The organism is Paraburkholderia sp. BL21I4N1 (assembly GCF_002973525.1).
Taxonomy (GTDB): domain Bacteria; phylum Pseudomonadota; class Gammaproteobacteria; order Burkholderiales; family Burkholderiaceae; genus Paraburkholderia.
Genome location: NZ_PVEN01000001.1, coordinates 1,251,695 through 1,267,042 on the forward strand (window position 1 = coordinate 1,251,695; position 15,348 = coordinate 1,267,042).

The window sequence follows — 15,348 nt, forward strand, 5'->3', positions numbered from 1 at the left end:
TGCCGGTATTCTAGTTTTGGCCTCTCCATCGAGTAAGGCGATTGAAGGCAATGCACCGTTTCACTTCACGGCTCAATCGGCACCTCACGGCCCTGACGGCTTGCTGAAGCGATCCAGCACCGCGCTCAACAGGTCGATTGGCAGCGGGAATACGATGGTCGAATTCTTGTCGGCGGCGATCGTCGTGAGGGTTTGCAGATAGCGCAGCTGCATGGCCTGCGGTTGCCGCGCCAGCGTCTGCGCCGCTTCCAGCAGATGCTGCGAGGCCTGCAATTCGCCTTCGGCGTGAATCACCTTGGCGCGCCGTTCGCGCTCGGCTTCGGCCTGACGGGCAATCGCGCGAATCATCGTTTCGTTGATGTCCACGTGCTTGATCTCGACGATCGATACTTTGATACCCCACGCGTCGGTCTGCGCGTCGAGCACTTTCTGGATGTCGGCGTTCAATTGTTCGCGATCGGCCAGCAGTTCGTCGAGTTCGTGTTTGCCGAGCACCGCGCGTAGCGTGGTCTGCGATAACTGGCTGGTCGCCTCGAAGTAACGCGCCACCTGAATCACCGCCTTCTCCGGATCGACGACGCGAAAATACACCACGGCGTTGACCTTCACCGAGACGTTGTCGCGCGTGATGACGTCCTGCGGCGGCACGTCGAAGACGACGGTGCGCAGGTCCATGCGTACCGCCTGCTGCACGATCGGGATGATAAGGACGAGGCCCGGCCCCTTGACCTTCCAGAAGCGCCCGAGCATGAACACGACGCCGCGTTCGTACTCGCGAAAAATCCGTATCGATGAAGCAATCAGCGCGGCCACCAGCAGAATCAGAATGCTGGTGAAGCCGAATGTGAAACCGATCATGAGCGTTCTCCTTGTTGTCGCCCTTCCGCCGGCACCACGGTGAGCGTCAGGCCGTGCCGCGCGGTGACCCGCACGAAGTGGCCCGCCGCAACCGGGGCTGCGCTGGACACCCGCCAGCGTTCGCCATGCACCTGCGCCCAGCCGGCGAGCGGGGCGTGGGCGGTCGTGGTTTCGGGGAGCGGCGCGGTGGGGTTGGTCGGGGGTCTTTCCGGCGCGTATGCAGCGGGTTTTTCCGGCAGCAGCCCACCGTCGAGTACCACACCGATACTGCCGATCAACGCTTCCGCTCCCGTTACCACCGGCCGTCGCCTTGCACGCAAGGCAAGCCGCGACACGCCGAGCACGAACAGCACGCTGAATACGACGACGGCGGCTATCATCGGCAGCGGAATGCCGTAGCCGGGCACGTCGGTATCGATCAGCATCAACGCGCCGATCACGAACGCCACCACGCCGCCGAAACCGAGCGAGCCGAAGGTCGGCAGGAACGCCTCGCCGATCAGAAACGCGATGCCGAGAAAGATCAGACCGAGGCCGACGTAGTTGACCGGCAGCATTTGCATCGCGAACAGGCCCATCAGCAGACTGATCGCGCCGACCACGCCTGGTAGCACGAAGCCCGGATTGGCGAATTCGAAAAACAGGCCGTACATGCCGATCATCAGCAGGACGAGCGCCACGTTGGGATCGGTGATGACGGCGAGGAAGCGGCTGCGCCAGTCGGCTTCGAGCGTGACGATCGGGGCGCGGGCGGTGTCGAGCGTGACGTCGCCGCCGCGGGTGGTGACCTTGCGGCCGTCGAGCTGGCGCAGCAGGTCGGGGAGGTCGCGCGCGTTCAGATCGACCACGTGTTGTGCGAGCGCTTCGGCGGCCGACAGGCTGACGGCTTCGCGTACCGCGCGCTCGGCCCAGTCGGCGTTGCGCCCGCGCATTTGCGCGAGGCCGCGGATGTAAGCGGCGGCGTCATGGACCTGCTTACGGAGTTCGGTCGATTGGGTGTCGAGGGGAAGGGCGTTGGCGTTGACGGGAGCAGACGCGCCTGACGGGGCGCTGGCAGCCGCTGAACCGGTATTCGTTGAACCCGCACCCGCACCCGCACCCGCACCCGCACCGTTACCCGCACCGTTACCCGGCAACCCCGGCATTCCACCGCCCGCAGGCGGCTCCGCACCGCCCATCCCCATTTGAATCGGTGTCGCCGCGCCGAGGTTGGTGCCCGGCGCCATCGCCGCGATATGGCTCGCATAGACGATATACGTACCGGCACTGGCGGCCCGCGCCCCGCTTGGCGCGATGAACGTGGCTACCGGGACCGGCGACGCCAGAATCGCCTTGATGATCTGCCGCATCGACGTGTCGAGACCGCCGGGGGTATCGAGTTGCAGCACGGCGAGTTGCGCGCGCTGTTCGGCGGCGCGTTGCAGGCTGCGTACGATGAAGTCCGCACTCGCCGGATCGATCGCGCCATCCACCGGAATCACCACCACGCTGCCAGGCGCCGCCGTGCTTGTCACCGCCGCATCGGCCCGCAGCGGCGCCAGCGTTTCGCACGATGCGAAACCAAGGGCCAAAAGCACGCCGAGCGCGGTCATGCCGCGCATCAACCGGCTCACGACAGCGCCGCGGATAAGCGGCATGTGCGAGCCGGACTGCCGGAACGGGAGACGCGGATACGTGCTCATCGCTGACGGCTGCCGCGCCGCGACGACAGGATGCGAGCGGCGCGGGCCGAACCCTCTGGTAAGGCAGGCCTGCTCTTTACAGCTTAGTCCGATTCCGCGCGCCGCGTGAAATCGCCGCGCGCCGCGCCTGGTGTCCTGGTCGCCGGAGCGGCCACACCAGCCCCGCCCACACCCGGCCGATAATCCGTCGGCCGCATTCCCGTCCACTTCCGAAACGCCCGGTGAAACGCGCTCGGCTCGGCAAATCCCACCGACGCGGCAATATCGGCGATCGTGCGGTCCGTATCCTGCAACTCGCCGATGGCGATGTCGCGCCGCAGGTCGTCCTTGATCGACTGATACGTATAGCCTTCCTGCTTCAGATGCCGCCGCATGGTCGCCTCGGCGACGTTCAATCGCTCGGCCATCCGGTCCGCGGCAGGCCAGCCGGACATCGGCAGCGCGCGCAGCATCTTGCGCACGCGCACCGCGAGCGAACCCGCATTGCGGTACTTGACGATAAAACTGCCGGGCGCGTCGCGCAGGAAGGGCTTAACCGACTTGGTGGTTTGAATGACAGGCAGTTCGAGAAACGCGGGTGACAGATCGACATAAGACTCGGCCTGATCGAAGTGCATCTCGTCGCAGAAAATCAACCGATATTCGCGCGCGGCGGGCGGCTCGGCGCAGCGAAAACGCGCCTCGAACAATGGAATGCGCCGCCCCACCAGCCAGCACAGCAGCCCATAAACGAGGATGAACCACGTCGCATAGGCAAACATGGCCGGTGGCTTGGCGCCCTCGCGCTCAACGAAACGCAGCCTCACGCGCTGCGCATCGGTTTCGATGCGCGCGCCGAGATCGTCCAGCACCAGCCGCATGAAACCGACCGCCCGCGCGAGCGCCTGCGCGCCGTTGCGCGCGGTCAGCGCGGTCTGCGTCATCGCGATGAAGCTGCCGCTTTTCATGCGATGCGAATCCTGGCCGAAAAACTCATCGTCCAGTGCACGCGCGATGCCGGCCCACAGCGCACCGTATTGCGCCGCCGACACGCGGCTCTTCGGCGAAGCCAGCAGCGCCGCCGCGATGCCGGTCGCTTCGGCCAGCGGCAGCGCGTCGAAGCCGCTCGCGCGCGCCAGCGCCAGGGTTTCCCCGACCATGCTGACGGAAATCGTGCCCTTGTCGTTTTTCATCTGAGTCTGCTCAAGCTGGCAAAAGCGCTCAACATTTTCCTTGTGACGACGCGTCAAGCCCTTGAACTTGCGGGTGGAATCGGGCTTGCATAGTATCAGTATGGCAAATGCGCTCAGCGAGAATGATCGGGCTGAGCATCGAACCTGTCCAGCGGCTTGCCTACACTTATCTTCCATGAGATCGCGGCCGGCTCAGGGGACAGGCTTCCACCGCGATCAGACGGACCAGACAGGATCGAGCGCCATGGACAGCTTCTACACCGAAGACCAACGAATGATCCGCGACGCCGCGCGTGATTTCGCCACAGAACAACTCGCGCCGCACGCGGCGCAATGGGACCGCGAAGCGCAATTGCCCGCGGAGATCGTCACGCAGATGGGCGAGCTCGGCTTGCTCGGCATGATCGTGCCGGCGGAATGGGGCGGCTCGTACACCGACTACGTGGCCTACGCGCTCGCAATCGAAGAGATCGCGGCCGGCTGCGCCTCGTGCGCCACGCTGATGAGCGTGCATAACTCGGTCGGTTGCGGACCGATTCTCAAGTTCGGCACCCAGGCGCAGAAAGACCGCTATCTGCAAGACCTCGCGGCCGGCCGCACGATCGGCGCGTTCTGCCTGACCGAGCCGCAGGCGGGTTCCGAGGCGAACAATCTGCGCACCCGCGCCGTGTTGCAGGACGGCAAGTGGATCCTCAACGGCAGCAAGCAGTTCGTGACCAACGGCTCGCGCGCCGATATCGCGATCGTATTCGCTGTCACCGATCCCGAGCTCGGCAAACGTGGCTTGTCGGCCTTTATCGTGCCGACCGATACGCCGGGCTTCAACGTCGGCAAGCCGGAGCACAAGCTCGGTATTCGCGCGTCCGACACCTGCCCGATCTCGCTCGACGAGTGCGCGGTGCCGGAAGAAAACCTGCTCGGCGAGCCGGGCGAGGGCTTGCGCATCGCGCTGTCGAATCTGGAAGGCGGGCGGATCGGCATTGCCGCACAGGCGGTCGGCATTGCGCGGGCCGCGTTCGACGCCGCGCGTCTTTACGCAAGCGAACGCATGCAGTTCGGTAAGGCGATCAAGGATCACCAGGCCATCGCGTCCATGCTCGCCGACATGACCACACAATTGAACGCCGCGCGGCTGCTGGTGCATCACGCGGCGCGTTTGCGCACGGAAGGGTTGCCGTGTTTGTCGGAGGCGTCGCAGGCAAAACTGTTCGCGTCGGAAGCGGCCGAGCAGATCTGTTCGAAGGCGATCCAGATTCACGGCGGCTACGGTTACCTGGAAGACTATGCCGTGGAGCGTCACTATCGCGATGCCCGCATCACGCAGATTTACGAAGGAACCAGCGAAGTGCAGCGTATGGTGATCGCGCGCAATGTTTAAACGCGAAGCAGGCGGCGTTTGAGCGCAAAATAGTTTGACCGCGAAGCCGATGCGCGAGGCAGTCGGCGCGTGGGTGCAAAGCGGCAAAAAAACAAAGCAATAAAGCAGCAACGCAGCAAAGCCAAAAAAATGGAGCGCATAGCGCGCCACCAATGCGACCCGAGTCGGCGCCCACGCCAACCCGGGTCGACACAGGAGACGACGATGACGGCAGCGAAAGGTTTCTTCGACGCGCGCGACTTCCTACTGCGCCATCGAACCGACTACGACCGGGCATACCGCGAATTCAAGTGGCCGGCGTTGGGCGAGTTCAACTGGGCGCTGGACTACTTCGACGTGATCGCGCGCGACAATCACAACCCGGCGCTGTGGATCGTCGACGACCCGAGCGGCGACGGCCTGCGCCTGTCGTACGCGCAGATGTCGGAGCGCTCGTCGCGCATGGCGAACTACCTGCGTGGTGTTGGCGTGGGACGCGGCGACCGTCTGCTGCTGATGTTGCCGAACCGCGTCGAACTCTGGGACGTGATGCTCGCCGCCATGAAGCTCGGCGCGATCGTGCTGCCCGCCACCACGCAGCTATCCGCCGACGACGTGCGCGACCGCGTGCAGATCGGCGGCGCAAAATTCGTGGTGGTCGACAGCGCGGAATTGAGCAAATTCGACGCGCTCGACACGCCGCTCACGCGCATCTCGGTCGGCGCACCGCGCGACGGCTGGCGCGATCTTGCCGCGGCCTACGAGGCGTCGCCGCACTTCACCCCGCAGGGCGTGACGCTCGCCACCGATCCGCTGCTGCTGTACTTCACGTCGGGCACGACCTCGAAGCCGAAGCTGGTCGAACATACGCATCAAAGCTATCCGGTTGGGCATCTGTCGACCATGTACTGGATCGGTCTGCAACCGAACGACATCCATTGGAACATCAGTTCGCCGGGTTGGGCCAAGCACGCGTGGAGCTGCTTCTTCGCGCCGTGGAATGCGCAGGCCTGCGTGTTCGTGTTCAACTTCCCGCGCTTCGTGCCGAAAGACACGCTCAACGTGCTGGTGCGGTTCAACGTCACCACGCTGTGCGCGCCGCCCACCGTCTGGCGCATGCTGGTGCAGGAGCATCTGACCGACTATCCGGTCAAGCTGCGCGAGATCGTCGGCGCGGGCGAGCCGTTGAATCCCGAGATCATCGAACGCGTGAAGCACGCGTGGGGCATCACGATACGCGACGGTTTCGGCCAGACCGAAACGACCTGCCAGATCGGCAACTCGCCGGGACAACCGGTGGTCGCCGGATCGATGGGACGTCCGTTGCCCGGCTACAGGATCGAACTGATCGACGCCGACGATCAACCCGTCGGCGAAGGCGAAATCGCGCTGCCGCTCAACGGCGCGCGTCCGCTGGGCCTGATGACGGGTTACGCCAATAACGCCGACGCCACCGCGCAAGCCATGCGCAACGGCTTCTACCGGACTTCGGATGTCGCATTGCGCCGCGACGATGGCTACTACGTCTATGTCGGCCGTGTCGACGACGTTTTCAAATCGTCCGACTACCGCCTGAGCCCATTCGAGTTGGAAAGCGTGCTGATCGAACACGAGGCGATCGGCGAGGCGGCGGTAGTGCCCAGCGCCGACGCCCTTCGTCTCTCGGTGCCCAAAGCGTTCGTTACCGTGCGTCAGGGTTACGAAGCCGGCCCGGAACTCGCGCGCGCCGTGTTCGCGTTTTCGCGCGAAAAGCTCGCTCCGTACAAACGGATTCGCCGTCTGCAATTCAGCGATCTGCCGAAAACCATCTCCGGCAAGATTCGCCGCGTCGAGTTGCGACGCCGCGAAATGGAGCGCGAAGCCGAACCCGCGCGCCTGCCGGACGAGTACTGGGAAGAGGATTTCCCGGACCTGCGTTGATTCTTTTCGTTCCCAGTTACTGCCCGGCCGCCGCGCGGCCACTGCACAGGAGTTCCAGCATGAACGCAATTGCTTCGAACCAGGCGGCGCACGAAGTGGCCACCGTCAAGTTGCTGATCAACGGCGAGTTCGTCGAATCGAAGACCACCGAATGGCGCGATATCGTCAATCCCGCCACCCAGGAAGTGCTGGCGCGCGTGCCGTTCGCCACCGCCGACGAAGTGAACGAGGCGATCAGCGCCGCGCATGCCGCGTTCAAGACGTGGAAGGACACGCCGATCGGCGCCCGCATGCGCATCATGTTGAAGTACCAGGCGTTGATTCGCGAGAACATGCCGCGCATCGCGAAGACGTTGAGCGCCGAACAGGGCAAGACGATTCCGGATGCCGAAGGCGATATCTTCCGCGGTCTGGAAGTGGTCGAGCACGCGTGTTCGATCGGTACGTTGCAGCAGGGCGAATTCGCGGAAAACGTCGCGGGCGGCGTGGATACGTACACGCTGCGTCAACCGATCGGCGTGTGCGCCGGCATCACGCCGTTCAATTTCCCCGCCATGATCCCGCTGTGGATGTTCCCAATGGCGATCGTCTGCGGTAATACCTTCGTGCTGAAGCCGTCCGAACAGGACCCGATGTCGACCATGCAACTGGTCGAACTCGCGCTGCAAGCCGGAATTCCGAAGGGCGTGCTGAACGTCGTGCATGGCGGCAAGGACGTGGTGGATGCGTTGTGCACGCATGAGCTGATCAAAGCGGTGTCGTTCGTGGGCTCGACGGCGGTCGGCACGCACGTGTATCGCCTCGGCAGCGAACACGGCAAACGCGTGCAATCGATGATGGGCGCGAAGAACCACGCCGTGGTGCTGCCCGACGCGAATCGCGAGCAAACCCTGAACGCGCTGGCCGGCGCCGGCTTTGGCGCGGCAGGGCAGCGTTGCATGGCGACTTCGGTCGTCGTGCTGGTGGGCGCGGCGCAGCAGTGGGTGCCGGAGATCGTTGCGAAGGCGAAAACGCTCAAGGTCAATGCGGGCAGCGAGCCGAATACGGATGTCGGCCCGGTGGTCTCGCGCGCGGCGAAGCAACGCATTCTCGACCTGATCGAAGCGGGCGTGAAAGAAGGCGCCACGCTTGCGCTCGACGGCCGCGACGTGAAGGTGCCGGGCTACGAGCAGGGCAACTTCATCGGCCCGACGGTGTTCACCGACGTCACGACCGAGATGCGGATTTACACGCAGGAAATCTTCGGACCGGTGCTCGTGATTCTGAATGCCGCCACACTCGACGACGCAATCGCGCTCGTCAACCGCAACCCGTTCGGCAACGGCGTGGGCCTGTTCACGCAGAGCGGCGCGGCAGCGCGCAAGTTCCAGAGCGAGATCGACATCGGTCAGGTCGGCATCAACATTCCGATTCCGGTGCCGGTGCCGTTCTTCAGCTTTACGGGTTCGCGCGGCTCGAAACTCGGCGATCTCGGCCCGTACGGCAAACAGGTCGTGCAGTTCTATACGCAGACCAAGACCGTCACGGCCCGCTGGTTCGACGACGACACCGTCAACGACGGCGTCAACACGACCATCAGCCTGCGCTGAGCGCGGCTTTGATCAGGCGATCACGATCGCGCGAACAGACGGAGACGACATTATGAAAATAGCTTTCATCGGACTCGGCAACATGGGCGCGCCGATGGCGCACAACCTGCTGAAAGCCGGCCACGCGGTCAATGTGTTCGACCTCAATGCGCAGGCGGTGCAGGCGCTGGTCGACGCGGGCGCCAAAGCCGCGGCGTCGCCGCAGGCGGCAGTGACCGACATGGAATGCGTGATTACGATGCTGCCGGCCGCCGCGCATGTGCGCAGCGTGCTCACGGCGGAAGACGGCGTCTTCTCGGCAATCGGCAAAGGCGTGCCGATCATCGATTCGAGCACGATCGATCCGGCCAGCGTGAAAGAGTTCGCCGCCCTCGCGGCCCAGCACGGCAACACGTTCGTCGATGCGCCCGTGTCGGGCGGCACCGGCGGCGCGACGGCCGGCACGCTGACCTTCATGGTGGGCGGCAGCGCGAGCGCGTATGAACAGGTCAAGCCGGTGCTGTCGGCCATGGGCAAGAACATCGTGCATTGCGGCGACACCGGCACCGGCCAGGTCGCGAAGATCTGCAACAACCTGGTGCTCGGCATCACGATGGCGGGCGTGGCCGAGGCAATGTCGCTCGGCGAAGCGCTCGGTATCGACGCGAAGGTGCTGGGCGGCATCATCAATACGTCGACGGGGCGTTGCTGGAGCTCGGACACGTATAACCCGATGCCCGGCGTGGTCGAAACCGCGCCGTCCACGCGCGGTTATACGGGCGGCTTCGGCACCGACCTGATGCTCAAGGACCTTGGCCTCGCCACCGACGCCGCCCGCGGCGCGCGTCAACCCGTGTATCTCGGCGCGCTCGCACAGCAGCTCTATCAAACCATGAGTACGAAAGGCGCGGGACGTCTCGACTTTTCCGCCGTCATCAAGTTGTATCGTAAAGACGGGGAAGCGTAATGATCGAACTCGAGTACGCGCACGACGGCGCCGTCGCATTGCTGACGCTGAAGCGGCCGCCCGCGAACGCGTTCACGCCCGAGGGCTTGCTGCAATTGCAGCAGACGGTCGAGCGACTGAACGTCGAGGCGCGCGTGCGAGCCATCGTGATCACCGGTGACGGTCCCAGGTTTTTCAGCGCGGGTGCCGATCTGAACACCTTCGCCGACGGCAACCGCGAAGTCGCGCGCACCGCGGCGGCGCGCTTCGGGGCGGCGTTCGAGACCTTGCAGAACGCGCGGCCGGTGGTGATCGCGGCGATCAACGGCTACGCGATGGGCGGTGGACTCGAATGCGCGCTGGCTTGCGATATCCGTATCGCGGAACAGCACGCGTTGCTCGCCTTGCCCGAGACAGCGGTCGGCTTACTGCCCTGCGGATGCGGCACGCAAACGCTGCCGTGGCTGGTCGGCGAAGGCTGGGCCAAGCGGATGATTCTCACGGGCGAGCGCGTCGACGCGGCGACCGCGTTGCGCATTGGTCTGGTCGAGGAAGTCGTCGAGAAGGGCGCCGCGCGCGAGGCTGCGCTGAGCATGGCGGCGCGGGTCGCGACGCTGAGCCCGCAAGCGGTCGGTTTCAGCAAGACGCTGATTCATCAGGGGCGCAACGGCGTGCCGCGCTCGGCGGCGTTGGCGCTGGAACGCGAACGTTTCGTCGATCTGTTCGACGGCGCCGATCAGCGCGAAGGGGTCAACGCGTTCCTCGACAAACGCGCGCCGCGCTGGCAGGGGGCACAGGGTCGGCAGGTCGATCACGCGGACCACACCGGCGGTTCCGCTCAAGCCGTGCAGGAGACGAATCGATGAGCGCCGTGCAAAGCGCCACGCTCGACACCCCCGTCGAAGCGGAACGCGAGATTCTGTTTCGCGTCGTCAATCGCGTGGCGATCATCACGCTGAACCGGCCGGCCGCGTTGAATGCGCTGTCGCATGCCATGGTGCGCGAACTCGCGGTGCTGGTCGAACATTGCCGTGGCGACGATGGCATCGTCGCGCTCGTGCTGAAGGGCGCGGGCGCCAAAGGCTTCTGCGCCGGCGGCGACGTGCGTGAAGTGCAAAAGCTGGCGAAGAACGCCGACAGCCGCTGGCTCGCGTTCTTCGTCGACGAATACCGGCTCGACTACGCGCTGCATACGTTTCCGAAGCCGGTGGTCGCGCTGCTCGACGGCGTGACGATGGGTGGCGGCATGGGTCTCGGCCAGGCGGCGCGGCTGCGCATCGTCACCGAGCGCAGCAAGATCGCGATGCCGGAGACGCGCATCGGCTTTCTGCCCGATGTCGGCGCGACGCATTTTCTGGGCGCCATGCCGACGGAACTGGCGCTGTATGTCGGGCTGACCGGCGCGACGCTGTCCGGCGCGGATGCGTTGCGCCTGCAGCTGGCCGATCTGTGCGTGCCGGCGGAATGGCTCGCTACCTTCGAGGAACGCCTGCAGCGCATGCCGCACGACGGCGATCTGCTCGCCGCGTTGCGCGGCGTGTTCGAACCGCCGTGCAACATCATTCCGCACGCGGCAGTGGGGCCGTTTACGCAGCTGATTCTGCGGCATTTTGATCGGCGCTCGAGCATCGATCGCATGGTCGCGACCTTGCGCCACGATCTGGAGCGCGAGCCGCCACGCGAGGTCAGGCAGTGGCTGCAGGCCACTTACGACGCGCTCGCCGGTCATTCGCCCACCATGCTCTACGTGACGCGCGAGGCGCTGCTGCGCGGGCGGCAGATGACGCTGGCCGAGTGTTTCCGCATGGAATTGGGCATTGTCAAACGCGTAATCGACGAAGGCGATTTCTGCGAGGGCGTGCGGGCGCAATTGATCGATAAAGATCGCAAGCCACGCTGGGCACCGGCCACACTGGCCGAAGTGCGGCCCGAGCGGGTCCGGCATTTTCTGGCTTCGCCGTGGAAGCGGGAGGCCCATCCGCTGGCCGGGTTAGGGGCGTAGCCGGCGCGATTGACAAGGTTTAGCGCGACGCCGGTCAGCGTCGCGGCGTGATGCATGGGTCTGCCCGGCGGCGCGGCAATCGCGCCGCATTTGTACTTTCTACCGGCTCGTCCCGAAGTTTGCCCGCGCCGGACCCGGAAAAAGCGTGAAGTTTGCCGGTTCGCTCACGCGACCGGCCTGTTCCCCCGTGCACCTGGTGCACTTGCATCAGGCCACTTGGTGCATTGGCTATTGGCATAATGCCGTGATTTCGGCGATTCTGCGGTCTGGACAGGCTATCGCGCACGGTTTGCGCGCGCAAAATCATAATGACCGACACGACTTCCGCTGCACCGGCGTCACTGGTGCAATCTCCCGCCGCGGACGATGCGCCGCCGCCGGACGACAAAGTGCTGCGTTCGCAGACCGATCGTCGCCAGTTGCAGCAGATCATCACCGGGCTCACCGAGGGCGTGATTCTCGTCGAGCCGGATCAGACCATCGTGTGGGCCAATCAGGCCGCGCTGGAGATGCACGGCATCGCCGAAATCGCGCAACTGGGCGCCGACGTCACCGAGTACCGCGAACGCTTCCGGCTGCGCTACCGCAATAACCATCCGCTGCCCGAAGGCAGTTATCCGATCGAGCGCGTGGTCGCGGGCGAGTGCTTCAGCGACGTCGTGGTCGAGGTTTTTCCCGCGCACGACGACGAAGTGAACTGGGTGCACCGCGTGCGCAGCCTCGTGCTGACCAACGCGCGCGGCGAGCCCGACTGCCTCGCGCTGATTCTGCACGACGCCAGCGAGTGGGCGAACGCCGAGAAGCGCTTCGAAAAGACCTTCAACGCGAATCCCGCGCCGGCCGTGATCTGCCGGTTGAGCGACCAGCGCTATATCAAGGTCAACCTCGGTTTTCTGGAAATGACAGGCTATGCGCGCGAGGACGTGATCGGCCGCTCGGTATACGAGCTCGATGTGTTCGAAGGCGCTGAAAAACGAGAACTCGCGATCGAGCGTCTCAGCGAAGGCGCGACCATTCCGCAGATGGAAGCGGTACTGCGCCTGCCCGAAGGCGGCACCAAGTTCGTGGTGGTGGCCGGCCAGCCGATCGACATCGGCGAAGAGGCCTGCATGCTGTTCACGTTCATGGACCTGGAGCCGCGCAAGCGCGCGGAGAGCGCGTTGCGCCAGAGCGAGGAACGCTTCGAGAAGTCGTTCAGGATGACGCCGGTGTCCACCGCGCTCTTCGTCGCCGACGACTACACCACGCTCGATATCAACGACGCATTCACCGTAACCACCGGCTTTGGCTCGGAGGAATTGCTCGGCAAGCCGCTCGATCAGAGCCCGCTCTGGACCGACGACGCCTGCGCGCGGATCAGTGCGGCGCTGGTCGAGTCCGGCAGCTTGCGCAATGTCGAATTTCTGGTGAAGAGCCATGGCGGCGAGACGTTGAATTGCCTGGTGTCGGCGGAAGCGGTCAGCATTCACGGCAAGGATTGCGTGTTGATGACTCTGCTCGATATCACCGAGCGCAAGCGCTCCGAAATGGAACTGGTGACCGCGATCGAAACCGTCATGCAGGACGCCTCGTGGTTCAGCCAGACCTTGATCGAAAAACTCGTCAATGTGCGACGCGCCAATGCGCCCGACGCGGGCGGCCATCTCGCCGATCTGACGGCCCGCGAGCGCGACGTGTTCGCCTGCCTGTGCGGCGGTCTCGCGGACAAGGAGATCGCGCGTGAGCTCGGGCTGGCGCCGAATACGGTGCGTAACCACGTCGCCACGATCTACGCGAAGCTCGACGTGCATAGTCGCGGCGAAGCGATTGTGTGGGCGCAGACGCGTGGGCACTTTGGGCTCGCGCCGGGGAGCGCGCCGCGCCGTAAAGGCGCGAAGGGGGCGTAAGTGGTTTCAGGCGAGTTTTTTGCTGGAGAAACAGCCGGGAACGAACTGTGCTGGTGTCGCTCCTGTTGTGGTTCGATGAGCAACGCGTTGTTAACTCAACCTTTTTCAAGGAAACCGTCATGGACAAGAATCGCGTGGAAGGTGCGGCAAAACAGGTGAAGGGCTCCGTGAAGGAAGCGATCGGCAAGGTCACCGGCAATCGCGCGACGCAAGCCGAAGGCGCAGCGGAAAAGCTCGCGGGCAAGGTGCAATCGAAAGTCGGCGAGGCCGCGGACGCGGTGCGCGATCGCGTGAAGCGCTAGGCCGTTATCGAACTGACGGCGTATCACGCCGTGATGGCCGGCCGCTCCCCGGCGCCGGCTGCTTGCTCACCCTGATCTAGGAGAAACACGATGAATTCCAACCAGCTCGAAGGCACCGTGAAAGACGCCGCAGGCAAGGTGCAGGACGCCGTTGGCGGACTCACCGGCGACGTGGATTTGCAGGCCGAAGGCAAAGTCCGCCAACTGGCCGGCAAGGCGCAGGCGAAATACGGCGACAGCGTCGACCATGTCGCCGAAACGGCCCGCAACAATCCGATCGGCGCGCTGCTGATCGCGGTCGGCGTTGGCTTTCTACTGGGCAAGCTGATGTGATTTACGCGTGCCGTGTCGGCCGATGCGTTCGGCACCGGCGGCGCGCGGCGCGCTTCGCCGTGTAACCCCGCCGGTGCCTGATTGATCCGATGGTTGTCCGATGCTCCCGGCGCGGTCGATGCGCCGGATCTCATCGTCTATTCGAGGAAGGTTCATGCTGGGATTCGATGTCTCCACGGCCAGAAAAGTCTGGACCGCGTTTCTGATTGCGCTACTGCTGTTTGTTCTCTATACCGCTTCGTCCGTTGTGCTGGTGGTCGTGTTCGCGGTCTTCTTCAGCTACCTGATTTACCCGATGGTCGATCTCGTCGAACGGATCCGGCCGCGACGCGTGCCGCGGGTGGCGTCGATCGCGCTGGTGTTCGTGGTGGTGGTCGCGGCAATCGCGGTGGTCGGCTCGATCTTCGGCGTTCAGTTACAGGATCAGGCTTCCCACCTGTTCGCGCAGCTGCCCGAGTTGATGAAATCCGATGTGCCGAATCGTCTTCCGTTGCCGCATTTTCTGGAGCCGTTGCGCGAACGGATCGTGGACTTCGTGCGCAGCCAGATCGAGACCGGGTCCGACAAGGCGGTGCCGATGGCGCGTAGCGTCGGCCTCGGCGTCGTGCATGCGGCGAGCAATCTGATCTATCTGGTGCTGATTCCGATCTTGAGCTTTCTGCTCATCAAGGAAGGCCCGCAAATGCGCGACGCGTGTCTCGCGTTGCTGACGGACCGGCATCGTGTTTTGTGGGCGGAGATCGTCACGGATCTGAACGTTCTGTTGTCGAAGTACGTGCGAGCGTTGCTATTTCTGTCGCTGGCTACGTTGATCTGCTATGGCGTTGCGTTCTCGCTGCTCGGCGTGCCTTACGCGTTTTTGCTCGCGGTCAGCGCGGGTTTGCTGGAGTTCGTGCCGTTCGCCGGGCCGCTAGGCGCGGTGGCGATCACGCTGGTGGTGGCGGTGTTCAGCGGCTATCCGCATCTGCTGTGGCTGGTGATTTTCATCGCGCTGTACAGGCTGTTCCAGGACTACGTGCTCAATCCGTATCTGATGAGCGAGGGGGTGGAAGTCAGCCCGTTTCTGGTGATTGTCGGCTTGCTGGCTGGCGATCAGCTCGGCGGCGTGGCGGGGATCTTTCTCGCCGTGCCGGTGATCGCGATGCTGAAGATCATTGTGGGCCGCGCGTGGGTGTTCTACTCGGCTTCGCGCGCCGAAGGCGAAGCGGCGCGGCGTGCACTGACGGGTAAGACCGATTGACGGTTGGCGTGGCTCGTGTTGATTCTTCCGCCTGAGCGGGTCGCTCCGCGCTTTGGAGGCTTTGGACCGGAAGCGCGGAGCG

13 protein-coding genes are annotated in these 15,348 nt (G+C 64.4%); 10 read left to right on the forward strand and 3 right to left on the reverse strand.

The genetic code is table 11. The features are described 5' to 3' along the window. Positions 1 to 84 precede the first annotated feature (84 nt). The 3 genes from B0G83_RS05515 to B0G83_RS05525 all read right to left on the reverse strand — a co-directional run bounded on the left by B0G83_RS05515 (position 85) and on the right by B0G83_RS05525 (position 3,712). Positions 85 to 858, reverse strand: coding sequence for a slipin family protein (locus B0G83_RS05515; RefSeq protein WP_105506364.1), 774 nt, complete (start codon positions 856 to 858; stop codon positions 85 to 87). Continuing rightward, positions 855 to 2,540 (reverse strand): nodulation protein NfeD, encoded by a 1,686-nt coding sequence (locus B0G83_RS05520; RefSeq protein WP_105506365.1) that lies wholly within the window; start codon positions 2,538 to 2,540, stop codon positions 855 to 857. The genes B0G83_RS05515 and B0G83_RS05520 overlap by 4 nt, the downstream gene beginning before the upstream one ends. An 83-nt stretch (positions 2,541 to 2,623) precedes the next feature. Next, positions 2,624 to 3,712 carry an AraC family transcriptional regulator gene (locus B0G83_RS05525; protein WP_258167716.1) on the reverse strand — a complete coding sequence of 363 codons (1,089 nt, stop codon included), beginning with the start codon at positions 3,710 to 3,712 and terminating at the stop codon, positions 2,624 to 2,626. A 244-nt stretch (positions 3,713 to 3,956) separates the two neighbouring features. Here B0G83_RS05525 and B0G83_RS05530 point away from each other — a divergent pair, with 244 nt between their 5' ends. The 10 genes from B0G83_RS05530 (at position 3,957) to B0G83_RS05575 (ending at position 15,266) form a co-directional block, all read left to right on the forward strand. After that, on the forward strand, positions 3,957 to 5,090 hold the full coding sequence (locus B0G83_RS05530; protein WP_105506366.1) for an acyl-CoA dehydrogenase: 1,134 nt from the start codon (positions 3,957 to 3,959) through the stop codon (positions 5,088 to 5,090). Positions 5,091 to 5,294: 204 nt separating this feature from the next. Next, positions 5,295 to 6,989, forward strand: a complete 1,695-nt coding sequence (locus tag B0G83_RS05535; RefSeq protein WP_105506367.1) for an AMP-binding protein — start codon at positions 5,295 to 5,297, stop codon at positions 6,987 to 6,989. A gap of 59 nt (positions 6,990 to 7,048) precedes the next feature. Beyond that, positions 7,049 to 8,578, forward strand: a complete 1,530-nt coding sequence (locus B0G83_RS05540; protein ID WP_105506368.1) for a CoA-acylating methylmalonate-semialdehyde dehydrogenase — start codon at positions 7,049 to 7,051, stop codon at positions 8,576 to 8,578. 52 nt (positions 8,579 to 8,630) lie between these two features. Then, positions 8,631 to 9,524 carry a 3-hydroxyisobutyrate dehydrogenase gene (gene mmsB, locus B0G83_RS05545; RefSeq protein WP_105506369.1) on the forward strand — a complete coding sequence of 298 codons (894 nt, stop codon included), beginning with the start codon at positions 8,631 to 8,633 and terminating at the stop codon, positions 9,522 to 9,524. Beyond that, positions 9,524 to 10,369 carry an enoyl-CoA hydratase gene (locus B0G83_RS05550; protein WP_105506370.1) on the forward strand — a complete coding sequence of 282 codons (846 nt, stop codon included), beginning with the start codon at positions 9,524 to 9,526 and terminating at the stop codon, positions 10,367 to 10,369. The genes mmsB and B0G83_RS05550 overlap by 1 nt, the downstream gene beginning before the upstream one ends. Further along, positions 10,366 to 11,505, forward strand: coding sequence for an enoyl-CoA hydratase/isomerase family protein (locus tag B0G83_RS05555; protein WP_105506371.1), 1,140 nt, complete (start codon positions 10,366 to 10,368; stop codon positions 11,503 to 11,505). The genes B0G83_RS05550 and B0G83_RS05555 overlap by 4 nt, the downstream gene beginning before the upstream one ends. Before the next feature lie 308 nt (positions 11,506 to 11,813). Further along, positions 11,814 to 13,391, forward strand: coding sequence for a helix-turn-helix transcriptional regulator (locus B0G83_RS05560; RefSeq protein ID WP_105506372.1), 1,578 nt, complete (start codon positions 11,814 to 11,816; stop codon positions 13,389 to 13,391). 119 nt (positions 13,392 to 13,510) lie between these two features. Continuing rightward, complete coding sequence (locus tag B0G83_RS05565; RefSeq protein WP_105506601.1) at positions 13,511 to 13,693, forward strand: CsbD family protein; 183 nt, start codon at positions 13,511 to 13,513, stop codon at positions 13,691 to 13,693. Positions 13,694 to 13,783: 90 nt separating this feature from the next. Next, positions 13,784 to 14,026, forward strand: a complete 243-nt coding sequence (locus B0G83_RS05570; RefSeq protein WP_105506373.1) for a CsbD family protein — start codon at positions 13,784 to 13,786, stop codon at positions 14,024 to 14,026. A 154-nt stretch (positions 14,027 to 14,180) separates the two neighbouring features. Further along, positions 14,181 to 15,266 (forward strand): AI-2E family transporter, encoded by a 1,086-nt coding sequence (locus B0G83_RS05575; protein ID WP_105506374.1) that lies wholly within the window; start codon positions 14,181 to 14,183, stop codon positions 15,264 to 15,266. Positions 15,267 to 15,348: the final 82 nt, after the last annotated feature.